24 protein-coding genes and 1 pseudogene are annotated in these 23,746 nt (G+C 62.4%); 10 read left to right on the forward strand and 15 right to left on the reverse strand.

The annotated features are described in order from the left end of the window. The first annotated feature begins 3 nt into the window (after nucleotides 1–3). A complete protein-coding gene (locus MHI61_RS22655) occupies nucleotides 4–867 on the forward strand; it encodes an ABC transporter permease (protein ID WP_239790629.1) in 864 nt (287 codons plus the stop codon). After that, a complete protein-coding gene (locus MHI61_RS22660) occupies nucleotides 867–2,294 on the forward strand; it encodes an amidase (RefSeq protein ID WP_239790630.1) in 1,428 nt (475 codons plus the stop codon). The genes MHI61_RS22655 and MHI61_RS22660 overlap by 1 nt, the downstream gene beginning before the upstream one ends. Here MHI61_RS22660 and MHI61_RS22665 read toward each other — a convergent pair. From MHI61_RS22665 to MHI61_RS22675, 3 genes are all read right to left on the reverse strand, one after another. Continuing rightward, nucleotides 2,287–3,144, reverse strand: coding sequence for an NlpC/P60 family protein (locus MHI61_RS22665; RefSeq protein ID WP_239790632.1), 858 nt, complete (start codon nucleotides 3,142–3,144; stop codon nucleotides 2,287–2,289). The two genes, MHI61_RS22660 and MHI61_RS22665, sit on opposite strands and share 8 nt — an antisense overlap. A 24-nt stretch (nucleotides 3,145–3,168) precedes the next feature. Next, entirely contained in the window at nucleotides 3,169–3,519 is a 351-nt protein-coding gene (locus MHI61_RS22670) for a MarR family winged helix-turn-helix transcriptional regulator (RefSeq protein ID WP_239790633.1), read from the reverse strand. 150 nt (nucleotides 3,520–3,669) lie between these two features. Further along, complete coding sequence (locus MHI61_RS22675) at nucleotides 3,670–5,061, reverse strand: M17 family metallopeptidase (RefSeq protein ID WP_239790635.1); 1,392 nt, start codon at nucleotides 5,059–5,061, stop codon at nucleotides 3,670–3,672. A gap of 142 nt (nucleotides 5,062–5,203) precedes the next feature. Between MHI61_RS22675 and MHI61_RS22680 the strand changes: the two genes are divergently transcribed. Then, entirely contained in the window at nucleotides 5,204–6,043 is an 840-nt protein-coding gene (locus tag MHI61_RS22680) for a tetratricopeptide repeat protein (protein ID WP_239790637.1), read from the forward strand. Between the two features lie 7 nt (nucleotides 6,044–6,050). On the opposite strand, the gene MHI61_RS22685 is transcribed toward MHI61_RS22680, so the two are convergent. The 10 genes and pseudogenes from MHI61_RS22685 to MHI61_RS22730 all read right to left on the reverse strand — a co-directional run. Beyond that, nucleotides 6,051–6,683 (reverse strand): LysE family translocator, encoded by a 633-nt coding sequence (locus MHI61_RS22685; protein ID WP_010028582.1) that lies wholly within the window; start codon nucleotides 6,681–6,683, stop codon nucleotides 6,051–6,053. Nucleotides 6,684–6,813: 130 nt separating this feature from the next. Then, nucleotides 6,814–7,800 (reverse strand): type II secretion system F family protein, encoded by a 987-nt coding sequence (locus MHI61_RS22690; protein WP_239790638.1) that lies wholly within the window; start codon nucleotides 7,798–7,800, stop codon nucleotides 6,814–6,816. A gap of 15 nt (nucleotides 7,801–7,815) precedes the next feature. Further along, nucleotides 7,816–8,823, reverse strand: coding sequence for a type II secretion system F family protein (locus tag MHI61_RS22695; RefSeq protein ID WP_239790640.1), 1,008 nt, complete (start codon nucleotides 8,821–8,823; stop codon nucleotides 7,816–7,818). A 5-nt stretch (nucleotides 8,824–8,828) separates the two neighbouring features. Then, complete coding sequence (locus MHI61_RS22700) at nucleotides 8,829–10,313, reverse strand: CpaF family protein (RefSeq protein WP_239790641.1); 1,485 nt, start codon at nucleotides 10,311–10,313, stop codon at nucleotides 8,829–8,831. A gap of 154 nt (nucleotides 10,314–10,467) precedes the next feature. Next, entirely contained in the window at nucleotides 10,468–11,745 is a 1,278-nt protein-coding gene (locus tag MHI61_RS22705; RefSeq protein WP_097608141.1) for a CpaE family protein, read from the reverse strand. A gap of 14 nt (nucleotides 11,746–11,759) precedes the next feature. Then, complete coding sequence (locus tag MHI61_RS22710) at nucleotides 11,760–12,494, reverse strand: CpaD family pilus assembly protein (protein WP_239790643.1); 735 nt, start codon at nucleotides 12,492–12,494, stop codon at nucleotides 11,760–11,762. 19 nt (nucleotides 12,495–12,513) lie between these two features. Beyond that, entirely contained in the window at nucleotides 12,514–14,013 is a 1,500-nt protein-coding gene (locus tag MHI61_RS22715; protein ID WP_064681525.1) for a type II and III secretion system protein family protein, read from the reverse strand. Between the two features lie 12 nt (nucleotides 14,014–14,025). After that, complete coding sequence (cpaB, locus tag MHI61_RS22720; RefSeq protein WP_239790645.1) at nucleotides 14,026–14,841, reverse strand: Flp pilus assembly protein CpaB; 816 nt, start codon at nucleotides 14,839–14,841, stop codon at nucleotides 14,026–14,028. Between the two features lie 109 nt (nucleotides 14,842–14,950). Continuing rightward, the gene (locus MHI61_RS22725) at nucleotides 14,951–15,463 is read right to left on the reverse strand and encodes a prepilin peptidase (RefSeq protein WP_239790647.1); all 513 of its coding nucleotides are present in this window, start codon (nucleotides 15,461–15,463) and stop codon (nucleotides 14,951–14,953) included. Nucleotides 15,464–15,566: 103 nt separating this feature from the next. Further along, nucleotides 15,567–15,740 (reverse strand): annotated as a pseudogene (locus MHI61_RS22730) (Flp family type IVb pilin); the annotation flags it as partial. Nucleotides 15,741–16,118: 378 nt separating this feature from the next. On the opposite strand from MHI61_RS22730, the gene MHI61_RS22735 reads away from it, so the two are divergent. The 7 genes from MHI61_RS22735 (at nucleotide 16,119) to MHI61_RS22765 (ending at nucleotide 21,603) form a co-directional block, all read left to right on the forward strand. Next, nucleotides 16,119–16,529 (forward strand): pilus assembly protein N-terminal domain-containing protein, encoded by a 411-nt coding sequence (locus tag MHI61_RS22735; RefSeq protein ID WP_239790649.1) that lies wholly within the window; start codon nucleotides 16,119–16,121, stop codon nucleotides 16,527–16,529. A gap of 110 nt (nucleotides 16,530–16,639) precedes the next feature. After that, the gene (locus MHI61_RS22740; protein WP_239790650.1) at nucleotides 16,640–17,275 is read left to right on the forward strand and encodes a TadE/TadG family type IV pilus assembly protein; all 636 of its coding nucleotides are present in this window, start codon (nucleotides 16,640–16,642) and stop codon (nucleotides 17,273–17,275) included. After that, complete coding sequence (locus tag MHI61_RS22745; protein ID WP_239790651.1) at nucleotides 17,275–17,856, forward strand: TadE/TadG family type IV pilus assembly protein; 582 nt, start codon at nucleotides 17,275–17,277, stop codon at nucleotides 17,854–17,856. The genes MHI61_RS22740 and MHI61_RS22745 overlap by 1 nt, the downstream gene beginning before the upstream one ends. Nucleotides 17,857–17,960: 104 nt before the next feature. Next, nucleotides 17,961–19,181, forward strand: a complete 1,221-nt coding sequence (locus MHI61_RS22750; protein WP_239790653.1) for a phosphopentomutase — start codon at nucleotides 17,961–17,963, stop codon at nucleotides 19,179–19,181. Next, nucleotides 19,178–20,146: an adenosine deaminase gene (locus tag MHI61_RS22755; RefSeq protein WP_097665766.1), complete on the forward strand. Its 969-nt coding sequence runs from the start codon at nucleotides 19,178–19,180 to the stop codon at nucleotides 20,144–20,146. Before MHI61_RS22750 ends, MHI61_RS22755 begins: the two co-directional genes overlap by 4 nt. A 130-nt stretch (nucleotides 20,147–20,276) precedes the next feature. Continuing rightward, complete coding sequence (gene upp, locus MHI61_RS22760; protein ID WP_097608133.1) at nucleotides 20,277–20,906, forward strand: uracil phosphoribosyltransferase; 630 nt, start codon at nucleotides 20,277–20,279, stop codon at nucleotides 20,904–20,906. A gap of 127 nt (nucleotides 20,907–21,033) precedes the next feature. Beyond that, nucleotides 21,034–21,603 carry a TIGR02281 family clan AA aspartic protease gene (locus MHI61_RS22765; protein WP_097581332.1) on the forward strand — a complete coding sequence of 190 codons (570 nt, stop codon included), beginning with the start codon at nucleotides 21,034–21,036 and terminating at the stop codon, nucleotides 21,601–21,603. A gap of 6 nt (nucleotides 21,604–21,609) precedes the next feature. On the opposite strand, the gene deoA is transcribed toward MHI61_RS22765, so the two are convergent. Together deoA and deoC are read right to left on the reverse strand one after the other, a co-directional pair. Continuing rightward, nucleotides 21,610–22,917, reverse strand: a complete 1,308-nt coding sequence (gene deoA, locus MHI61_RS22770; RefSeq protein WP_239790655.1) for a thymidine phosphorylase — start codon at nucleotides 22,915–22,917, stop codon at nucleotides 21,610–21,612. A 1-nt stretch (nucleotide 22,918) separates the two neighbouring features. After that, nucleotides 22,919–23,695, reverse strand: a complete 777-nt coding sequence (gene deoC, locus MHI61_RS22775) for a deoxyribose-phosphate aldolase (RefSeq protein WP_239790657.1) — start codon at nucleotides 23,693–23,695, stop codon at nucleotides 22,919–22,921. Nucleotides 23,696–23,746: the final 51 nt, after the last annotated feature.

The raw sequence follows: 23,746 nt of genomic DNA on the forward strand, positions 1-23,746 counted from the left end.
CAAATGGCACCGATCACATCCACGACCATCGCCCACCGCCGTCCGGCCTCTAGACTTAGCCGGCGAAGGAACCTGATTTCTGGTGCTGTCATCGTCGGTTTGTTGATCGCCGTTGCGCTGCTGTCTCTCGTCTGGACGCCGCTGCCGCCTGAAAAGATGCAGATCGTCCACAAACTGCAGCCGCCGCTCGCCTTCGGCCTGCTCGGCACCGACCAGTTCGGCCGCGACGTGCTGTCGATGCTGATGGCGGGATGCTGGAATTCGCTGTCGATCGCCATCAGCGCGGTTGCGATCGGCGGGACGCTCGGTTCGATCGCAGGCGTTTCGGCCGCGGCGATCCGCGGCCCGTTCGAAGCACTGCTGATGCGGATCTGCGATGTCATTTTTGCCTTGCCGCCAATCCTGTCGGCGATGGTGCTCGGCGCCTTTCTCGGGCCGGGCCGGTTCACCGCGATCGCCGCGATCGCCGTGTTCATGATCCCGGTCTTTGCCAGGGTGACGCTTGCGACCTCGCTGCAGGCCTGGAGCCGGGATTATGTGACGGCGGCGCGCGCGATCGGCAATACGCGCCTGACCATTTCGCTGCGCCATGTGCTGCCGAACATTATCAGCCAGATCATTGTGCATGGGGCGATCCAGCTCGGGCTGGCGATCCTGACCGAAGCCGGCCTCAGCTTTCTCGGACTCGGCATGGCGCCGCCGGCGCCGACATGGGGCCGGATGCTCGCCGATGCGCAAACCTATCTGGCGCTGGCCCCCTGGCTGGCGATCCTGCCGGGCCTTGCCATCGCGCTTGCTGTCCTCGGCTTCAACATGCTCGGCGACGGCTTGCGCGACCTTCTCGATCCACGCGAGGCTAGCCGCTGATGTCCTCCCGAGACAAAAAGCCCAGGACCGAGGCGAGGAGCGACACCAATCTGACGATCCGCGAGCTCAGACGGCGCTTCGCCGATAAAAGCCTTTCGCCGCTGGAATACTGGCTCGCGCTCGAAGACCATATCGCCGCCTGGGAGCCGTCGATTTCAGCGCTCTACCTCTACGATCCGGAAGCGTCGCGTGTGCAGGCGAAAGCATCGACTGTGCGTTGGGCGAAGGGACGGCCGCTCGGCGCGCTCGACGGCATTCCGGTGACCCTGAAGGAATTGATCGCCACGAAGGGCCAGCCGGTGCCGTTCGGCACCAAGGCGGTGGAGTTGAAACCGGCAGACGCCGATGCGCCAGCCGCCGCCCGGCTGCGCGAGGATGGCGCAGTGATCTTCGCCAAGACCACCTGCCCCGATTACGGCATGCTTTCCTCCGGCCTTTCGAGCTTTCATCCTCTCAGCCGCAATCCCTGGAACATCACACAGAATCCCGGCGGATCGAGCGCCGGGGCTGCCGGCGCGGCTGCGGCCGGTTACGGGCCGCTGCATATCGGCACGGATATCGGCGGCTCGGTGCGCCTGCCCGCCGGCTGGACCGGCATCTTCGGCTACAAGCCGAGCCATGGGCGCATCCCGGCCGATCCTTATTATGTCGGGCGCTGCCTCGGCCCGATGACGCGCAGGGTCGAGGATGCGGCCTTTTCCATGGCGACGCTGTCACGACCGGACTGGCGCGACGGCACCAGCCTGCCGCCGAACGATTTCAACTGGATGGATCTCGACATCGACATGTCAGGCATGAAGATCGGCCTGATGCTCGATGCCGGCTGCGGGCTTACGGTGGACGACGAAATCGGGAGCGCGGTCGAAGCGGCGGCAAAAGGTTTCGAGAAGGCCGGCGCCACAATAACATCCGTCCAACCGGTGCTGACGCGCGCCATGCTTGACGGACTCGACAGCTTCTGGCGCGCCCGCCTCTGGAGCGATATCGCAGGCCTGGACGAAGAGCGGCGCGACAGTATCCTGCCCTATATAGGCGATTGGGCGAAGGCCGGCGCCGATGTCAGCGGCGTCGATGCGGTAAGAGGCTTCAACCAGACGATCGAAATGCGCAGGAGCTGCGGGCAGCTGTTCACCACGGTCGACGCGCTGCTCTCGCCGACTAACCCGATCATTTCCTATCCGGCCGAATGGGCATCGCCGACCAACGATCCGGCAAGGCCGTTCGAACATATCGCCTTCACCGTGCCATGGAACATGTCGGAACAGCCGGCCGCCTCGATCAATTGCGGCTTCTCCCGGTCGGGCATGCCGATCGGGCTGCAGATCGTCGGGCCACGCTTCGACGACATGCGGGTCCTCAGGCTGTCGAAAGCCTTCGAAGACTGGACGGGCGGCGTAAGCGCCTGGCCGCGGCCACCAGTCACTTGAACGGGCGGCGATAGCCGGTCGGCTGTTGGTAGAGCGAGCCTATGCGCTCGACGGCGGCCTCGAAATTCTCGCGCGCCACCGTCATGCTGTGACCATTGGCATGAAGGATGGTCTGCGGATCCTCGAAAATCGCCACATGGCCCTTCCAGAACACCAGGTCACCACGACGGATTTCGGAGCGGTCGATCGCTTCGCCGAGGCCGGCTGCCTGCATGTCGGTATCACGCGGCGCCTGTCGGCCCGTCATCAGCATCGCAAGCTGGACGAGGCCGGAGCAATCGATGCCGAGGCCGGAGCGCCCGCCCCAGAGATAGGGCGTCTCCAGGAATCGAGCGGCGATCTCGACATAATCGGCACCGTCGAGAGCGCCGATCGGCTGGACGTGTCTGGCGAAGATCGCGGTTCCATCCTCGAGCACGACATAGTGATTGCCCCGCGCTTCCGCCTCGCCGGCGACGTGAACGCGGCTTCCCATCGAAAGCGTCGTCAGGTGCGGCTTGCGCAGTTCGGGCTCCGGGTAGAGGAAGGTACGCGCCGCGGTGACGATATGGGTCGGTGCCGGGTCAATTTGCGAGAGCGCGTCAGCGGTTACATAACCGACATAACCGTCCGAAGCGGCTTTCACCCAGCACCAGCCGTCGGCGCGATCGAAAACCGTCACCTGCTCGCCAAGGAGCAGCTCCGTATCGATGCCGCGCGCAAGCGCCGGCTCGGGGCGCAAGGCAATGACGGGAACGGCGACGCGCGCCGGGGCGCCTTCCACGAAGCGCGATGCCTCCACCTTGCCTTCGAGTTCTGCTTCCGCGAGATCGGGCCTATAGGCATGCAGGCGGCGGTCGAACATCGTCATTCCCATTCCTTTCAGATCGCCCTTTCAGATCGACAGACGGCGGCCCTGCTCCCGGACGAGATCGCCGAGCTTTTCCAGGTAAAGCGCGCCGCCGACGGTGCGCTTGATGATGACGTTGCGCCGGTCGGTATCGTCACGCACGCGGTCGACCAGGCCCATCTCGCCCATCGTGTCCAGCGCGCGGGTGATGACCGGCTTGGTGACACCGAGCGTGGCGGCAAGCCCGCGCACGGTGTGGGGCGGCGGCACCAGATAAATATGCAGCAGGATCGCCATCTGGCGCAACGTCAAATCGCGATCGTCAAGGCGCACCTGATCGAGCGCCACGCCATGCCAGAGCCCCAGCGCCTGCGAGGCGGTCAGTTCGATCGGCACGGCCCCTCCGGAAAATCGTTACGCTAGCGTTTCATTTTCCGGCAGTTGCCATGGACATGCAAGGGCGGCCGGCAATTGCCGTCCGGCAGGGTGAATAAAATTTTAACGATCGCCTCTAACAACGCCGACGGGGTTTTCGGCCAGCCTGCCTCACCTCAGGCCCGTGCGGATATGATGAAAGAGCGCGCGGATCGCCTGGGCTTCGCCGCCGCCCGGCGAATGCGGCCGTTCAGACTGGGCCCAGCCGTAAATATCGAAATGCGCCCAGCTCCTCGTCTTGCTGACGAAACGCTTGAGGAAAAGCGCAGCGGTGATCGATCCCGCCATGCCGCCGGCCGGCGCGTTGGTGAGATCGGCGAATTTGGCGCGGATATCTTTTTCGTAGCCGGGATAGAGCGGCAGGCGCCAGATCGGATCGTCCGTTTCCAGGCTCGCTTCGGTCAGGTCATGCGCCAGATTGGCGTCGTCGGTGAAGAAGGGCGGAAGATCCGGACCCAGCGCAACGCGAGCGGCACCGGTCAGCGTCGCCATGTCGATCAAGAGCTCGGGTTCCTCCTCGTCGGCATAGGCGAGCGCGTCGGCCAGGATCAGGCGGCCCTCGGCGTCGGTATTGTCGATCTGGACAGTGAGGCCCTTGCGGCTGCGATAAATGTCGCCTGGGCGGAAGGCGTTGGAGGAGATCGCGTTTTCGACGACCGGGATGATGACACGCAGATCGACCTTCAGCTTGGCGTCCATGATCATCAGGGCGAGCCCCATGACGTTGGCGGCGCCGCCCATGTCCTTCTTCATCAGCAGCATCGAGGCGGCAGGCTTGATGTCGAGACCGCCAGTATCGAAGCAGACGCCCTTGCCGACGAGCGTCACCTTGCGATGGCCCTTCTTGCCCCAGCGCAGTTCGAGAAGGCGCGGCGCATCGGCGCTGGCGCGGCCGACGATATGGACGAGCGGGAAGTTTTGCTCAAGGAGCGCGTCACCTGTTATAACCGATACTTCGGCCTTGTAATGCTGAGCCAGGCCGCGGAAAGCCGCCTCGAGCTGGTCCGGCCCCATGTCGTTCGTCGGCGTATTGATGAGATCGCGGGCGAGAAAGACGCCGGCGAGCTGGCGCTTGATGTCGGCGCCGTCGGCATCGCTCGGAATGAGCATTGTCGCAGCTGGAGATTTTTCCGATTTATAGCGGTCGAAACGGTAGCTGCCGAGCCCGAAGCCGAGGGCCAGGCGATTTGCCGTCAGCGGCGCGGTCTCGATGTGCCAGTCGCCGGCCGGCAGCGCACGCGCGAGTCTGCCGGCGATATAGGGCTGTTCGGACGGATTGGTGCCGAGGCCGAAAAGCGCGCCGCCGAGATGGCCCTCGGCGGTCGGGATCAGCAGCAACGATCCGCTCTCTGCCTTGAAGCCTGCCTTTTTCGCCCAATCGAGGGCGATCGGATCGATTGTGCCGGTCTCGATATGGGCGGGTGTGACGGCAAAGATCGGCAGCGTCGAACCGCCCTTCGTGTTGAAGGGGGTCGGTCTTTCGATGAACTGATAGGGGGCCATGATTGTCCTTCGGCGGTCGTCAGGAATCACTTCTTAACGGTCTGTTAGGGTTAACAGACTATTGCTGGAGCGAAGATTGCGTCAAACCTTTCCCTGTTCCGCGTTCGAGGTCAGGCGCCGATTTCGGAATCAGGAACGCGTCATGCCTGCCTCGCTCACCTTCATATCCACCAATCGCTTCCTGCAGGGCGTCGCGGCGTCGCTGATCGTCCTTGCGCTGGCGGGCTGCTCGACGACGACGAAGGACCGGATGACGACAGGCTCGGTGCCGAAACTCACCAAGCCGGTCGAAGAGATGGACGCGACCGAGCTGCGCTCGGCAACGGATCGGCTCGGCCAGGCCTATGACAAGAACCCGCGCGATCCCGTCACCGGCGTCAGCTATGCCAATCTGCTGCGCATGAACGGCCGTGACGCGCAGGCGCTCGCCGTCATGCAGCAGGTGGCGATCGCCAATCCCGGCGACCGCAACGTGCTGGCCGCTTATGGCAAGGCGCAAGCGGCAGCCGGACAGTTCCAGCAGGCGCTCGACACGATCGGCCGGGCACAGACACCGGATCGTCCGGACTGGAGGCTGATCTCGGCCCAAGGCGCGATCCTTGATCAGATGGGCCGGGCAAGCGAGGCCAGGCAGCGCTACCGCGACGCGCTCGACATTCAGCCGAACGAACCGTCCATCCTTTCCAATCTCGGAATGTCCTACGTGCTGACCGGCGACCTGCGCACGGCCGAAACCTATCTGCGCTCGGCCGCCGGCCAACCAAACGCCGACAGCCGCGTCAGGCAGAACCTTGCCCTCGTCGTCGGCCTGCAGGGACGTTTCCCGGAGGCCGAGCAGATCGCGCGGCGCGAACTTTCGCCGCAACAGGCCGATGCCAATGTCGCCTATCTCAGGGGGATGCTCTCGCAGCAGAATTCCTGGCAGAAGCTCGCCGCCAAGGACAAGACGCCGGGCGCGGCGGACGGCAGCAACACCAACTAAACCGTGTTCAGCGGACGCTGAGGCCCGAAAGGATGAGACGCAGACCGAGGCCGCCCATGACGGCGCCGGCGGCCCGGTCGATCCACCCCTTGGCATGGAGATAGAGCCGCCGCGGATGGCGGGCCGAAAAAGCGAGCGCCACGATCGAATACCAGCCCGCCTCCACCGCAAAGACACCGAGCGGCAGGGCGAAGATGAGATCGAGCGGCACCGTCCTCGGTAAAAGCGCGGCAAACAGGCTGGCATAGACGATGATGGTCTTCGGGTTGCTGAGCTGGGTCAGCAGCGCGGTCGTGAAGCTGCGCATCGGCGCGCGGCGGCCATGGACGGCGTCGGAAACCTCGAGCGGCCGACCGGCGCCTTTCCAGATATTGACGGCGATATAGACGAGATAGGCGCCGCCTGCGACCTTCAGCAGGATATAGAGCCATTCGAATTGAGATAGCAGCGCCGTCAGCCCGGCGAGCGCCAGCACGGCAAACACCACACCACCGGCACCCATGCCCAGCGCGGCCGCAAGTCCGTCCAGCCGCGACCGTGAAATGGCGATCCTGGAGACGACGACGAAGCTCGGGCCGGGGCTCATGGCGCCAACCACCAGGGCTGCCATGATGCTGATGAAAATGCCCTGAGAAGACATCGGAACCTCTCTTTCGGGATGGAAGGCGTCAGAGACGCACGGCCTCCGCGCAGCCGATCATCGTCCATCCCGTTTAGCAGCTATGCCGGCGCCCGTCACGGGCACGGACGACATATCGTCTGGGCACCCGTCAGAACTTGTCCGCCACCTGGATGCCGGCCGGGCCGAGAATGACGGCAATCAGCACCGGCAGGAAGAACAGGATCATCGGCACCGTCAGTTTCGGCGGCAGGGCGGCCGCCTTCTTTTCCGCTTCGTTCATGCGCTCGTCGCGCCCTTCCTGAGCGAGAACGCGCAGCGCCTGGGCGATCGGCGTGCCGTAGCGATCGGCCTGGATCAGCGCCTGGGTGACCGATCGCACCAGTTCGATCTGGGTGCGCGTGGCAAGGTTTTCGAGCGCCACCCGGCGATCCGGCAGGAAGGAGAGCTCTGCCGTCGTCAGGACCATCTCTTCGGCAAGCGGCGGCGACTGCTCGCCAAGTTCCTCCGACACGCGACGCATCGCCGCCTCGATCGAGATACCGGATTCGACGCAGATCAGCATCAGGTCCAGCGCATCCGGCCAGGCGCGCTTGATCGAGTGCTGGCGCTTGCCCATGCGGTTGGAGATATAGATGTTCGGTGCGTAGAAGCCGAGATAGCCGATGCCGACGACAGCAAAGAGGCGGATGGCCATGCCCCTTTCGGCGAGATTGCCGAGGCCGAAGACCCAGAAGGCAGCAAGCGCCAGGAAGAGGAAGGGCAGCAGGAAGCGCGCGACGAGGAAGGTATTCAGCGCATTCTCCGAGCGGAAACCGGCGGCGCGTAGCTTGTTGACCGTATTGTCGTCGACCAGCGCCTTACGCAGGTTGAAACGCTCGACGATCTGGCGGACCGAGCGGTTGTTCTGGCTCCTGAGCGACGCTTTGCCGGTAGCCGGGTCGGCATTCATGCGGGCGCGTTCGCGGGCGCGGATTTGCTCGCGCTCTGTCGAAACGGCCTTCATGCGCTTGGTCAGATCGCCGCGCTCGAAGAAGGGGACAGCGATCGTATAAAAAGCAGCGAAGACGGCGATCGCCACGAAAAGTGCGATCAGCATGCTCGGATTGGTGAGCATTGCGGCAACGTCCTGCGACATGGCGCTTCCTTCCGGTTAGATATCAAAACTGACCATTTTGCGCATGACGAAAATGCCGATCGACATCCAGATCGCCGAGAAACCCATGATGAAATGGCCACGCGGATCGGTGAAAAGGATCATCATGTAGTTCGGCGAGGTGAGATAGACGAGGGTCGCGACGATGAAGGGCAGTGCGCCGATGATGTAGGCCGACGCCTTGGCTTCCATCGAGAGCGCCGTAACCTTGGCCTTCATCTTCCTGCGATCACGCAGGACCTTGGAGAGGTTGCCGATCGCTTCCGAGAGATTGCCGCCCGCCTGCGACTGGATGGCGATGACGATGGCGAAGAAATTGACTTCCTGGAGCGGCATGTGGATCGTCATGCGGGCGCAGGCATCGGGAGTGCTGAGACCCACCTGCTGCGCTTCAATGACGCGCCGGAACTCGCTCTTGACCGGCTCGGTGCCCTCGGTTGCGATAAGACGGATCGCATCGTTCAGTGGCAAGCCGGATTTGATCGAGCGGATGATGACGTCAAGTGCATTGGGGAGCTCGTTGAGAAACTTGTTCTGGCGGCGCTTGATCAGGAAGCCGATGACCCAGCGCGGCAGGCCGAGACCGGCGACGACGGCGATACCGACCATGACCAACCACGATACACCAACGATGAAGGCCACGAGCAGCAGCACGGAGGCGAAGATGGCGCTGATGAGATAGAATTTCGCCACCGTGATCGTCAGGCCGGCCTGCACTAGCCGGGATTTCATCGACAGCGTTTTCTTGGTCTTTTCGTGCTGACGCTTTTCCAGGTCCTTCAGGTTGTCCTGCACCGATTTGCGGCGCTTCGACAGCTCCTGCACCCGGTCGCGGGCAGCCTTGACCTTGACACGGTCGCTTTCGGCCGACTTGACGCGGTTGATGCGGCTTGCCGATTTCTTGTCGGTCTCGATCCGGGAAAACAACAGGGCATAGGCCACCGCTCCCGCGGAGACGGCGGCCAGGGCGACGATTGCCAGCACTATTGGATCGAACCCGAACATCTCGCCTATTCCTTGGTTTTCGCTTCCATCGCGTCGAGGGCGGCGGCAAGACGCTTTTCCTCGTTGAAGTAGCGGGCGCGATCCCAGAAATGCGGCTTGCCGACGCCGGTCGACATGTGCCGGCCGATCAGGCGGCCGTTCGCATCTTCGCCTTCGATCTCGTAGCGCATCAGATCCTGGGTGATGATGACGTCGCCTTCCATGCCGACCACCTCGGTGATCTGGGTGATGCGGCGCGAACCGTCACGCAGGCGCGCCGCCTGGATGATGACGTCAACCGAGGTGGAGATGATCTCGCGCACCGTTTTTGCCGGCAGCGTGAAGCCGCCCATGGCGATCATCGATTCGATACGGCTCAGGCATTCGCGCGGGGTGTTGGCGTGGATCGTGCCCATCGAGCCGTCGTGGCCGGTGTTCATCGCCTGCAGCAGGTCGAAAACCTCCGGTCCGCGCACTTCGCCGACGATGATGCGCTCGGGACGCATACGCAGGCAGTTCTTGACGAGATCGCGCATAGTGATCTCGCCCTCGCCTTCGATATTCGGCGGGCGCGTTTCGAGCCGCACGACATGCGGCTGCTGCAGCTGCAGTTCGGCCGTATCCTCGCAGGTGATCACGCGCTCGTCGCGGTCGATATAATTGGTCAGGCAATTCAGAAGCGTCGTCTTGCCCGAGCCCGTGCCGCCTGAAATGATGACGTTGCAGCGCACCCGCCCGATGATCTGCAGCACGGTCGCGCCTTCCGGGGTGATCGCGCCGAAACGGACGAGCTGATCAAGCGTCAGCTTGTCCTTCTTGAACTTGCGGATGGTGAGCGCCGGCCCGTCGATCGACAGCGGCGGCGCGATGACGTTGACGCGCGAGCCATCGGGCAGGCGCGCATCGCAGATCGGGCTCGATTCATCGACGCGGCGGCCGACCTGGCTGACAATGCGCTGGCAGATGGAAAGAAGCTGCGCGTTGTCACGAAAACGGATTTCCGATTCGATCGTCTTGCCGCCGACTTCGATGAAGGTCTGGCCGGCGCCATTGACCATGATGTCGGCGATGTCGTCGCGCGCCAGCAGCGGCTCCAGCGGACCGTAGCCGAGGACGTCGTTGCAGATATCCTCAAGCAATTCCTCCTGCTCGGAGATCGACATCGCAAAATTCTTGATGGTGATGATGTCGTTGACGATGTCGCGGATTTCCTCGCGCGCGCTTTCGCCGTCGAGCTTGGAAAGCTGCGAGAGATCGATCGTGTCGATCAGTGCAGAAAAGACCTGCTGTTTGGTGTCGTAATATTCGTCGGTGCGAACGGGGCGCTTACGTTGCGGCGCCTGCATCGGCGGCGGCGTCACCTGCTGGCGCTGGTTCTCGCGCGAGGGTTCGACCAGAATCGAGGGAGAGGATGCCACGGGTGCGGATGCGGGCGCGGCCGGAGCCGGCGGCGGAGAAGCGATCGCACCCCCAGCCTTTCCGAAACCTTCGTTTCCGCGTTTTCCAAACATGCCCTCGATCCAATCTGCTCGTTCTAGAGCATTTCCGCTTTCTCCGAGTTCACGGAAATGCTCTATCTTTTTGTTTTCACGCTATTCCCGGCAAAAGCGCTTCGCGATTTGCCTGGCAAAACCGCTTCACACTTTTGCTGGAATTGCTCATCGTTTACTTGCGCTTTAGGAGGCCCAGCAGGCCGCCCTTCTTCGCCTTCCTGATCGCCGCTCGGCCGGTGACGATGTGAGATATCTGCGAAAAGGTCTCAGCCGTCGGCGACCTGGGATCGACTTCCGAGATCATCCGGCCGCTGTTGGCGGCGTTGCCGAAGAGATTGATGTCGAAGGGGATGATCGCGATCGGATCGATCTCCAAAGGCTCACAGAAATCCGACGGCGAGATCTCGGGACGTTTCGGCATGCCGACCTGATTGAGGATGAGATGCGGCGGCTTGTCATTCGGCCGCATCTTGCGCAGCGCATCCAGCATGTTTTTGGTGTTGCGCAGGTTGGCAAGATCGGGAACAGCCGCGATGACCACCTCGTCGACGCTCGCCAGCACCGAGCGGGTCCATTCCGACCATGCATGCGGAACGTCGAGCACGGTGACGGGGGCGCTGCGCTGCAGGACGTCGAGCACCGGCTGGAAGGCCTGGCCGTCGAAATCATAGGCGCGGTCGAGCAGCGAGGGTGCGGCGAGCAGCGACAGATGCTCGGAACATTTCGTCAGCAGGCGGTCGAGGAAGACCTCGTCGAGACGGTCGGGCGCGAAGACCGCCTCGGCGATGCCCTGGGCCGGATCCTGGTCGAAATCGATATTCGCCGTGCCGTAGGGAAGGTCGAGATCGGCGAGGATCGTCTCGGTGGAGAAGAGATTGGAAATGCCGAAAGCGCAATTATGGGCGATGGTCGAAGCGCCGGTGCCACCCTTCGAGCCGATGAAGGCGATGCTGCGGCCGAGCGGCTCGGCTTCCGGATCGACGAAGATCGAGGCCATCGCCGCGAGGATATCGGGCATGGCCACGGGCTGGACCATGTATTCGGAAATGCCGTTGCGGATCAGCTCGCGATAAAGTCCGATATCGTTATAGTAGCCGACGATGACGACCTTAGTGGTCGGATCGCAGACGGCGGCGAGCGGGGCGAGCTCGGCAAGGAGGCTTCCGACATTCGCCTTGGTCTCGAGGATGATGAGGTTCGGCGTCGGCGCGCCGGAGAACATATTGGCGGCAGCGGCGATGCCGCCGCTGGTGATGCGCAGGCTTACCTTCGCCATGCGCCGATCATTGGCACAGCGTTCCATGACATGCTGCAGGGTCTCGCTCTCGCAGAAGGCGTGGACGGAGATGCGCGGCAGCGGCCGCATGGCCTCCAGATCCGCCATGCGCACCGCCTCTTCGGCGTGACGAAGCTCGCTGGGGTTCTTGATCTCGTATTCGATGGCGCTCATCGTCCCGTCTCGCCTCAGAAGCTGCTGTCGCTACCGGCGACATCCTCGATCGTCGATGTCGTCGTTCGGTATTCCTGGATCGCATTGTTGCGCCGCTGCGCGTCGATCGGCGTCATGCCGCGAGGCGCCACCAGGTCCTCCGGATTGGCGACCTGGGCGGCGAGGTTGTTCTGCGTGGCGCAGCCGAAATTATAGTAATTCTGATTGGCGAAATCGTTCGAGATGTCCTTCGGCCACTGACCGCACTGCGTGGTGATCGCGGTCGTGCCGGTGAAGCTCAGGCGGATCGGCGCCGCATCGCCGGCACCGGCGGCGGCATAGGAGGTATTGATGATTTTCGAGCTCGCGATCCCTCTCGACGCCAACTCGGCGCGGACCTGATTGCGCAGCTGATGGGCGGCTGCCGAATTCGGCGAGCCTTCCGGCGACAATACATACACCGGACCTGAGGCGCGGGAGATATAGTTTGCGGCAAAGCCGCGGATGAGATCGCGCTGGGCGATGGTCAGGCGCCGATCGGTGGAAGCAACCGGAATATCCACCGTCTGCTCGGCCTCGGTGACGATGATCGGGTGACGGGCACGGTAATCATCCGGAATGCCGCCGGTTGTCAGCTGATCGTGCGGGCCGGCGCATCCGGAAAGAATCGCCATCGAAACGGCGGCCGTGACGAAAAGCGCCTTGGAGATTGCGAGCCGGGGTGTCGTCGAAGTCATGAAGGCCATCGCCTGATCTCTGTTCTGTGCCATTGCTGCCGATGCCCCTCACTCATTTGTAGATAAACCCGATAGAGCCGTGGAACTGCGCATCGGCGACGGGTGCTTCGCGGCGGCCATAGACCTTGTTGACACGGTTGAGGAAGAAGGTCGCACCGTCATTCTCCGGGCTGAAATTGTCATCCGGCCGGTTCAGCTGATTGCGCGCCACCGGACGCACCAGATAGGGCGTTGCGATGATGACGAGCTCGGTTTCCTGACGTTCGAAGCCCTTCTGGCGGAACAGCGTTCCGAGCAGCGGAATCTTCGAAACGCCGGGCGTGCCGCCCATCGTCTGGGAAACGTTGTCGCGGATGAGGCCGGCGAGCGCGATCGAGCCGCCCGAGGGCAGCTCCACCGAGGTCTCTGCCGAACGGCGCTGATAGGTGGCGTTGCCGCTGCCGGCCACCGGCTCGGAGACGTTGGTCTTGATCTCCAGGCTGATGCGGCCCGACGACAGGACAACCGGCTTGAAGGCCAGGTTGATACCATAATTGAAGGGCACGACGGTGACATTGCCGTCGCTGTCGGTGGTCGAATAAAGCTGCTGGCCGCCGGAATTGAAGGTCGCGGCCTGGCCGGAGATAGCCGTCAGCGTCGGCTCGGCAAGCGTCCTGACGACCTTGGCCTGCTCCAGCGCATTGAGATAGGTGGAGATATCGTATTTGCCGATCGAGCTCTTGAAGAGTGCCGCCAGGCCGCCGCCAACCGTCGCCGTCGCGCCGTCGGCGCTGGGAGTGCCGAGCTGGGCGACCGTCATGCCGGAGGAATTGGAAACCAGGTTGTCGAAGCCGAGCTGCTTCAGGACCTCACGACGGACCTCGGCGATCGTCACCTTGAGGGTGACCTGGTCCTCACCCTCGATCTTCAGCAGGTTAACGACCTGGGAAGTCTGTCGGCCTTCGGCAAAGAGCGCCACGGCGCTGTCGCCGCCGGTACCGGACGCCGTCTCCGTTCTCGTCGTCGCCTCGCCGCCCTTCAGGAAGACCTGGGCGAGATCGGCGGCCTGCGTGGCATCCTGCGGGGTGCGCACGGAGCCGGTCAGGACGATGTTGTCGGAGACGATTTCGACATTGATGGCGGAATCAGGAATGAAGCGGCGGAGATTGGCTTCGAGACCGGAGACGTCGCGTTCGATCTCAATATCGAGATTGATGATCTCCTGCCCGCCGGCGCCGAAGACAAAAATATTCGTCTGACCGACCTTCTTGCCGAACAAATAGATGCGCCGCGAGGTACGTGTGACGGCATCGGCCATGCTCGGATCGGATACGAGAATATCGTGCGCATCCTCCGGCAGATCAACGACGACGGCCTTGTTCAGTCCGAGCTTCAGCCGACGATGCGCGTCGGGGCCGGTCTGCGCGATGCGGATGAGGTTACCAGAATCGGCACGCGCCTGATCGAGGGCGAGAAGCGGCCCGAAAGGGGCTGGCGCCAGGCCGGTGACGCTGATCGCAAACGAAAGACTGCCTGTCAGGAGAAGCTTGGCGCGCCGCGTTGAATTGCCCATTTGCACGTCCCTTTACTCCGGCTTCGGCGCTTCGCCGGCATCCGTTACGATGGAGCCCGACTTGATGACCTGAATGATCGCACTGCCGTTGTCACCGCTCAGCAGATAGTCGGCGGCACTGGTATCCTGCTCCTGCGCATCGGCGACCGAGCGCAGCGCGAGCGACAGCCGGTCGGCCATCTGCTGGGCGACGGCGAGAACCTTCGTTTGATCGGGCGTAAGCTCAAGCGTCGCAGTGGTGCCGACCACGGCCTTCGAGCCATCATCCTTTTCCTGGATCTGCTGGTCGATGGCGAGAACGCGGACATTGCTGAGCACCGTTTCGGTGATGAGCTTGTTGGCCTCGGTGCCCTTGCGGACCATGATGACGTCGACGCGGTCGTTCGGCAGGATGAAGCCGCCGGCGCCTGTTGCCACGGATATCTCGGTCGCGACGGCGCGTTTGCCGGCGGGCAACAGCGAGGACAGGATACGGCTGCTGGAATCGGCGACTTTTTCAGGCCGGATCGGCTCGCCTTCGAAGATCGGCAGACGCACGACGGCGCCCTGCAGATCCTTGATGGCATCCGGCTTGTCGGCTTCGGTGATGAATCCCTGGACGACGCCGCCCTTCGGCCAGGCCATCCAATGCACCGTGTCGTCGCCCAGTCTTGCGCCGACCGGCAGATTGGCGCTCGAGACGAGGATATTGACGGTGGGTTCTTTCTCGATGACCGACTGGACCTGGGTGACGACACTGCCACTGCCGGCCATTTGCATCGCCAGGAAGCCGGCGAGGCCGGCTGCCACCAGGGCGACAGCTAGGATTATCAGGCGGGCCGGTTTCATCGATCATTCCTCAAGGCACGATATGTTCGCCCTGCAGAATGCTCAGCAATTGGTATAATTATGGTTAATGGAACCCTTACATTTTAAGTTAACGGGCATTTAAATGCCGTTATTTCAGGCTTTCCAGCGTGGCGATGAAGAGCGGCGAGGATGGGAAGGCCATGAAGCCGCCGATCGCGATGGCGATGCCGTAAGGGATCTTCTTGGCGAGCAGCACCGAGTTAGGCAGCGGCAGGCCGATGGCGAGAATGGTGTTCGACTGGGTTCTCACCAGCAGGATGAGCAAGGTGATGAGACCGCCGATCATGGCGACGTCGGTCATCAGCAGGGCGAGGGATTGGTTCAGGCCGAACCAGAGCGCGGTGGCGGTCAGAAGCTTGGCGTCTCCACCGCCCATCACATTGAATGCAAAAAGCGCAAAACAGGCGGCAAGCACGATAGCGGCAGCGGAAAGATGCATGCCGATTGCCGCTAGGCCCAGGCCGGAAAGCGGCGCGAGCACGAGGAATGAGACGATAAGGATCAGGGAAACGCGGTTCGGAATCGTCATGGTGAACAGATCCGAGAAGGCCGCAAAAGCAAGGCAGAGCGGAAAAACCAGAAGGATTGCGGCTACGACCATCTTCTTACCTGCCTCAAAATTCTCATCTGCCCAATACGGATAGGCTCACGGCATTTCGCTCGTGAGCCCGATCTTTTAGACAGAGCTGCGCTCTCAATTCAGGGGTGACAGCGTCGTCCAGCTTGTTACCCAGCGTGGTAAAGGTGCTGTTGAGCTTGCCACCGAGCGTGGTAGCGCCAGTAACGAGCGCTACGGAAATGAGTGCGGCGATCAGGCCGTATTCGATTGCGGTCGCGCCGGATTCGTCCTTCAGAAAACGGCTAAAAAGCTTGGTCATGGTTACTCCTAACTCCAGTTGATGTTCAGCACGTCCGCCAACTGTTGCCGTTGATCGGATGACCGCAATCTAATGAATGGGCGTTTCCATCGGCTTAAGAAAAAGAGTTAACGACGTGTGAAGGCAATAAGAGCCTGCTTTAGGGTAAGTATTACCTTATTAATTTTTCTCAATATTTAACAATATTCCTGGGTAACGAGGGGTTTCATCTGGAAATAGCACGGGAGCCGTATCCAACTGAGACGTGTGCCGCCCCGGAGCGCGTGCCAAATCGGATCATCCTGCCTCACCTCGAAACAACTGGGTGAGTTTAAAGCTTCATTCACCATTTTTTTCCATTCTATGCGCTATTGCGCTGTGATCGTGAAAGAGGACCAAATGTCATCGAGCGGCAAAACCACTTTCTTTGCCGGCATGATCGCCGTTTTCGGTGTTTCGGGAGTTTCCGCGGCCGCAGACGATGACATGCTGCGCGTCTATATGGATCACGCGCGCGTGTTGAAGCTCGACCGCCCCGTCAGCAAGGTGATCGTCGGCAATGCCAAGGTCGCCGACGCGACCGTGGCCGATGCCAAGACGATCGTCCTGACAGGACGCAGCTTCGGCACGACCAATCTCGTTCTGCTGGACGCCGACGGCAACGCCATCCTCGACGAGCGCATCCTGGTGTCGATCGACGAGGGCAACACGGTGCGCGTCTACCGGCAGACGGAGCGCTCCGTGCTGTCCTGCACGCCGAACTGCGAGCAGCATGCGCAGCAAGCGGCCGGCGGCACCACGTCACCCTGATCGGCCCGGCCCGGATCTTCGCCATTCGTTAAAATCGTCGTATCGGACTGAAACGGAAAATCAACGAACGCACCCTAGTGTGGCAGGCAGATGTCGCTCGGGTCCAGGCAATGACGGTAGTTGATCAGAAGACGGATGGGGAGCGCGCCTTCGCGTCGTTCCGTTTTTCCCAGTTTCGCGCTGCCGCCCGCTCGCGCGACGGCGCGGCGGCGATCGAATTCGCCCTGCTTGCCATTCCTTATTTCGTTGTGATCTTCGCGATCCTCGAAACCTTCATCGCTTTCGCCGCTGAAGAACTCGTCTCCAATGCCGTCGATACGATGAGCCGCCGGATGCGGACCGGGCAGATCACCTACAATCTCGGCCGTCCGACCGATATGACTCAAACGCAATTCCGTCAGGCCTTCTGCGGCGAGATCGCGATTCTGATCAGCTGCTCGGCGACCGAGGCCGCCACGCCGAGCAAGCTTTACCTGGATGTGCAGACCTTCGCCGCCTTCTCGGCCATTCCGACGACAATCCCCAAGCTCTCCACCGACAGATATTCCGACATCAATACGGCCGCTATCAAATATTCGCCCGGCGGCGCCGGCACGATCAACATGGTGCGCGCCTACTATCGCTGGGAAATTATCACGGATCTGGTCCGGCCCTACATCACGACGATCCGTCCCTCCGACGGTTCGATGCCGACGCAATACCTGATTATCGCGACGGCGGCGTTCCAGAACGAGCAGTATCCATAATGGCATTGCGCAACCCGTTCACCAGACTGGCACTGACGGCGCGGCGGCTGATCCGAGAGCGCCAGGGCGCCGGCGCGATCGAATTTGCGATCCTCTTTCCCGTGCTGGTCATGCTCTATATCGGCGCTTTCGAGATCACGATCGGCCTCAGCGTCTCCAAGCGTGCGACCCGCGCCGCCGGTTCGATCGCCGATCTTGTCACCCAGCAGCAATCCGTCACGAAGAGCACGCTCGCAGAGATGCGGTCGGTCGCAACCGCGATCTTCGTGCCCTACAACTCGACCTCGCTGACGCTGAAGATCACCGGGATTACCGTCGACGCCAGCGCCAATGCGAAGGTGCTCTGGTCCTGGGCGCAGGACGGGAGCGTGCCCTATGCCAAGAACGCCGCGGTCAGTGACGTGCCCTCGGACATGAAGACGGCCAACAGCTTCCTCGTCCGCACCGAACTCAGCATTCCCTATACAATGTTCCTGTTCGCGCCGAACTTCATGCCGGATGGGATGCGCACGATCACCATCAGCCGCAGCTATTTCTACCGCCAGCGGCAAGGCGATTCGATCCCCTGCGGCGACTGCTGACGGCCTTCACGATCTCGAATTTGCCAATCCGGCCGCGGCATTATATGCCTGGGCCTTAGCCGCTTCCGACATGCCGGAGGGGTGATCGGTCTCTCGGGTGCAACATGGCGCGTGCCTTTCTTTTCGTTCTGGATTCCTTCGGTGTCGGCGGCGCGCCGGATGCGGCGGCCTATGGCGACGAGGGCGCCGATACGCTCGGTCACATCGCCGAATTCTGTGCAGCCGGAGCCGGCGATCGCGACGGATTGCGCGGCGGGCCGCTTTCCCTGCCCAACATGTCGGAACTGGGATTGATGCACATCGCACGGTCCGCCTCCGGCCGTTTCCCCGCCGGCATGCCCGTCCCGGACAAGGTTTACGGCGTTTATGGCGCCGCCAGCGAAATCTCCCGCGGCAAGGATACGCCGTCAGGCCATTGGGAGATCGCCGGCACGCCGGTCGCCTTCGACTGGGGGTATTTCCCGACCGAGGGCGACGCCTTCCCTCAGCAATTGATCGAGGCGCTGTGCCGGGAGGCTGAAGTGCCGGGCATTCTTGGCAACTGTCATGCCTCGGGAACCGATATCATCGCCCGGCTCGGCGAGGACCATATCCGCACCGGCAAGCCGATCTGCTACACCTCTTCGGATTCGGTCTTCCAGGTCGCAGCGCACGAGGTGCATTTCGGCCTCGATCGGCTGCTCACCTTCTGCCGTATAGCCCGGGGACTGCTTGATCCCTACAATATTGGCCGCGTCATCGCCCGGCCCTTCGTCGGCCATTCGGCCTCCACCTTCCAGCGCACCGGAAACCGGCGTGACTTCTCCGTGCTGCCGCCGGAGCCGACGCTGCTCGACAGACTGCTCGAGCACGGCCGGCATGTGCATGCTGTGGGAAAGATCGGCGACATCTTCGCCCATCAGGGCATTTCCAGGCTGATCAAGGCAAACGGCAACGAGGCGCTGATGGATGCGACGCTGTCGGCGATCGACGAGGCGGAGGACGGCGATCTCGTCTTCACCAATTTCGTCGATTTCGACATGAATTATGGCCATCGCCGTGACGTGCCGGGATATGCCGCAGCCCTCGAAGCCTTCGATGCGCGCCTGCCCGAAGTCCACAAGAAGCTGAAGCCGGGCGACCTCGTCGTGCTTACCGCCGATCATGGCTGCGATCCGACCTGGCGCGGCACCGACCATACGCGCGAACGCGTGCCTGTTATCGCCTATGGCCCCGGCATCCGCTCGCGTTCGATCGGCGTACGCCGCACCTATGCCGATATCGGCGAAAGCATTGCGCGCCATCTCGGCATTCCGGCGGGGCCGCACGGAAGGAGTTTTCTGTGACATCGCATTTGAAGAAGGTCGAGCTGCACTGCCATCTGGAGGGTGCGGCACCCCCTGCCCTGACCGAGGCGCAGGCGCGGAAATACGGCATCGACATCAGCGGGCAGCTTCGCGACGGCGCCTATGTCTGGCATGATTTCGCGAGTTTCCTCGAATGCTACGACAAGGTTTCGGAGGTCTACAAGACCGAGGAGGACTATGCGCTTCTGACCGAAACCTATCTCGATGAACTGGCCGCCATCAACACGATCTACAGCGAACTCATCGTCTCACCCGATCACGGCAAACGCATCGGGCTCGGCGCCGATGCCTATATAGCGGGTGTCTGCGAAGGCATCCGGCGCGCACGGGAAAAAAGCGGCATCGAGGCCCGGCTGATCGTCACCGGCGAACGGCATTTCGGCCCGGAGAGCGTGATCGGCGCTGCCGAATATGCCGCAAAGGCCGGCAATCCCCTGATCACCGGTTTCAACCTGGCCGGCGAAGAACGCATGGGCCGCGTGGCCGATTATGCCCGCGCCTTCGATATCGCCCGCGATGCCGGCCTGGGGCTCACCATTCATGCCGGCGAGGTTTGCGGCGCCTTCAGCGTCGCCGATGCACTTGATGCCGTGCGCCCCGCGCGCATCGGCCATGGCGTGCGCGCCGTCGAAGATCTCGATCTGGTGAAGCGGCTTGCCGATCTCGGCACCGTGCTCGAGATCTGCCCCGGCTCGAATATCGCATTGCGGGTCTTTCCCGATTTCGCTTCGCATCCGCTGCGCCGGCTGAAGGAAGCGGGCGTGCAGGTGACGATCAGCTCGGATGATCCGCCTTTCTTTCATACATCGCTCGAACGGGAGTATGCGCTTGCCGCTGAAGCTTTCGGCTTCGGCGATGCGGAGATCGACGCCATGACGCGCACCGCAATCGAAGCGGCCTTCGTCGACGAGGAGACGCGGAGGGCCCTGCTCGCCCGCCTTTGAGGGTGAGAGCCTATCTTACCAGGAAAGGCTCCGGAGGTTGGGGAAGATCGGCGCAAATTCGGCTGCACTCTTGCGGTCGGGCCGATTTCCGTGAAAGAAACATTCGATAGAAAGAATGAAAGGCTTCCCCATGGACGGCGTCACGGTCATCGATCACCCGCTTGTGCAGCACAAGCTCACCATCATGCGGCGCAAGGAGACATCGACGGGAAGTTTCCGGCGGCTGCTGCGCGAAATCTCCACGCTGCTCTGTTACGAGGTCACCCGCGATCTCGAATTGACGATGGCAACGATCGAGACGCCGCTGCAGACGATGGAATCGCCGATCCTGGAAGGCAAGAAGCTGGTCTTCGCCTCGATCCTGCGCGCCGGCAACGGGCTGCTTGAAGGCATGCTCGATCTCGTGCCTTCCGCCCGTGTCTCTCATATCGGCGTCTATCGCGATCACGAAACGCTGCAGCCGGTCGAATATTATTTCAAAGCACCGGAAGATGTGGCCGAGCGCCTGATCATCGTCGTCGATCCGATGCTGGCGACCGGCAACTCCTCGATCGCGGCGATCGACAAGCTGAAGGAACGCGGCGCCCACAATATCCGCTTCCTCTGCCTGCTTGCCGCCCCGGAGGGCATCCGCAATTTCCGCGCCGCGCATCCCGACGTTCCTGTCTTCACCGCGGCGATCGACAGCCACCTCAACGAGAAGGGCTATATCGTGCCCGGCCTCGGCGATGCCGGCGACCGCATGTACGGCACCAAGTAATTTCAGCCTTCCTTTACCAAATCGAAAGACTTTTAAGGCCCGGCCGTTCGCCCCGGGCCGTTTTCCTGTCGATCTTAGCAACTTATCAGCACTTGCGGCTTAGCAGTCTGGAAGCATGAGGCCTCGCATGAAGCGGGGTTTATACAGGAAGGATTTCTGTTTCATGCTCGTGCGTACGATCATATTCGCCAGCATTGCCGCGGCGCTCGCCACACAGGTGCCGTCCTTCTTCGCCGGCACCGGCCAACAGCCCGCCGACACTCTTTCCGCCAATTACATCTCGACCGAAAGCGGTAAGCCCGCAGCCCCCGCACCCGTCTCCGGCAGCAATGTGATCCGGCTGCAGGCAGATGCGCAGGGCCACTATACCGGCAGTTTCAAGATCAACGGCAAACCGGTGCAAGGCCTGATCGATACCGGCGCCACCTATGTCGCGCTCAACGAGACGCTCGCGCGCCGGCTGGGCTTCACAGCCAACCAGCTCGATTTCCGCTATGGCGTCAACACCGCCAACGGCCAGACCAAGGCCGCGCATGTGACGCTCGACCGGATCGAAATCGGCGGCATCCGCGTCCGCGATGTCGAAGCCTTCGTCCTTAGGGATGAAGCGCTGACGACGACGCTGGTCGGCATGAGCTTCCTGCAGAAGCTCGCCTCCTATTCCGTCGCTGACGGCTCGCTCAGCCTCAAGCAATAGACTGCCTCAGATAAGACCCGCAATGACGGGGTTCAGCACCGGCTCGTCCGCGGTGATGCGGTAGTGCGCGGTAAGTGCTGCGGCTGCCTTCTCCGCCGCGGCTTCGTCGGCGGCGTGAACGAGGGCGATCGGCTCGCCGGCATTCACGCGGGTGCCGAGCGACAGGAGTTCGGAGAAGCCGACGCGGTGATCGATCCGATCCGCGGGATGGCGTCTTCCGCCACCAAGATCGATGACGCTGACACCGATGCCGCGGGCGTCGCAGGCGGCAAGCCAGCCGGACCGGGCAGCCGGGACAGGCTTTTCGACCGGCGCTCGGGCCAGGTATTTGTCCGGGTTTTCGATGAGGTCGGCGGGGCCGCCGAGCATCGAAACCATGCGCGCAAAAACCTCGGCTGCCTTGCCCGACGACAGGGCCTGGCGCGCCATTGCCTCGCCCTCCTCAGGCGAAGCGGCAATGCCCGATTTCTCCAGCATCTCGGCGGCGAAGGCAAGAACGACAGTATCGAGCCGCGTATTCCCCTTCCTGCCGGCCAGGAAATCCAGGCAGTTGCGCATCTCGACGGCGTTGCCGGCGCTATCGGCAAGCGGCTCGTTCATGTCGGTGATCAGTGCCGACGTCTTCACGCCCGCGCCATTCGCCACCTCGACCAGCGACCGTGCCAGAATTTCCGCCTGATCGCGGTCGGCCATGAAGGCGCCGTTGCCGGCCTTGACATCGAGCACCAGCGTCTGAAGACCGGCGGCAAGTTTTTTGGAGAGGATGGAGGCGGTGATCAAGGGAATGGAATCGACAGTGGCGGTCACATCGCGCACGGCATAGAGCCTGCCGTCGGCAGGCGCCAAGGCGCCGGTCTGGCCGATGATGGCGCATCCTGCCTGTTTGACCACTTGGTGAAACAGATCCGCATCCGGGGTGATCATATAGCCTGGAATGGATTCGAGCTTATCGAGCGTGCCGCCGGTATGGCCGAGGCCGCGGCCCGATATCATCGGAACGGCGAGGCCGCAGGCGGCGGCGATCGGCGCCAGCATCAGCGAGACATTATCGCCAACGCCCCCGGTCGAGTGTTTGTCGGCAATCGGACGGTCGATATCGGCCCATTGCAGCCGATCGCCGGAATCGGCCATCGCCAGCGTCAAGGCCACAGTTTCCTCGCGCGACATACCCTTGAACCAGACGGCCATGGCAAAGGCGCCGATCTGGCCTTCGGACAATCGACCGGCGGCAAGCGCATCGATGAACGAGCGGATATCGGCAGCGTCGAGTTCGCCGCCGTCGCGCTTACGCCGGATGAGCTCCTGCGGGATCATTTCAATAGCCCGATGCCGCCGCCGATGCCGGCTGCGCTCCGCTTAGAACCGCCAGTATATCGTCGAGAAGGCCGGAAGCGCCGAAGCGGAAGGTCGAGGGCATCGCCCAATCCGGCGCCATGATGGTTTCGGCGAGGCTGAGATAGAGCGCCGCGTCGGCCACCGAGCCGATGCCGCCGGCCGGTTTGAAGCCGACCTTGCGTCCACTTTCGCGAATGGCCCGGATCATGATGTCGGCGGCTTCGAGCGTCGCATTGACGGCGACCTTGCCGGTGGAGGTCTTGATGAAATCCGCGCCGGCTTCGATGGCGAGTTCGGAGGCGCGGCGGATCAATGCCGCCTCCTTCAACTCGCCGGTCTCGATGATGACCTTCAGCAGAACGGGGCCGACGCATTCGGCGCGCACCGCCTTGACCATGTCGGTCGCCGCCTTCTCATTGCCTGATATGAACTTGCGGAAGGGGATGACCAGATCAATCTCGTCGGCGCCGTCGGCAATCGCCTCGCGGGTTTCGGCGGCGACATCGGCCACTTCCATCTCGCCCGCCGGGAAATTGACCACGGTCGCGATCCGCACGGCATGGCCGGTGCCGAGGATATTGCGGGCCTGGGCGACGAAGCGCGGCCAGATGCAGATCGCGGCGCTATTGCCGTAGGGCGTCTGCGCACGGGCGCAGAGTGCTTCGATCTGCGCCTCGGTGCAATCGTCCTTCAGATTGGTGAGATCGAGAAGGGAAAGGGCGACCGCCGCCGTTTCCCGGATGGAATGGCTATTCATTTTCACTTCCTCTAGAGCATGATGCCGAAAAGTGTGAGCGGTTTTCGGACG

Origin of the sequence: Rhizobium sp. K102, from assembly GCF_022385315.1 — a bacterium.
GTDB classification, from domain to species: Bacteria; Pseudomonadota; Alphaproteobacteria; order Rhizobiales; family Rhizobiaceae; genus Rhizobium; species Rhizobium croatiense.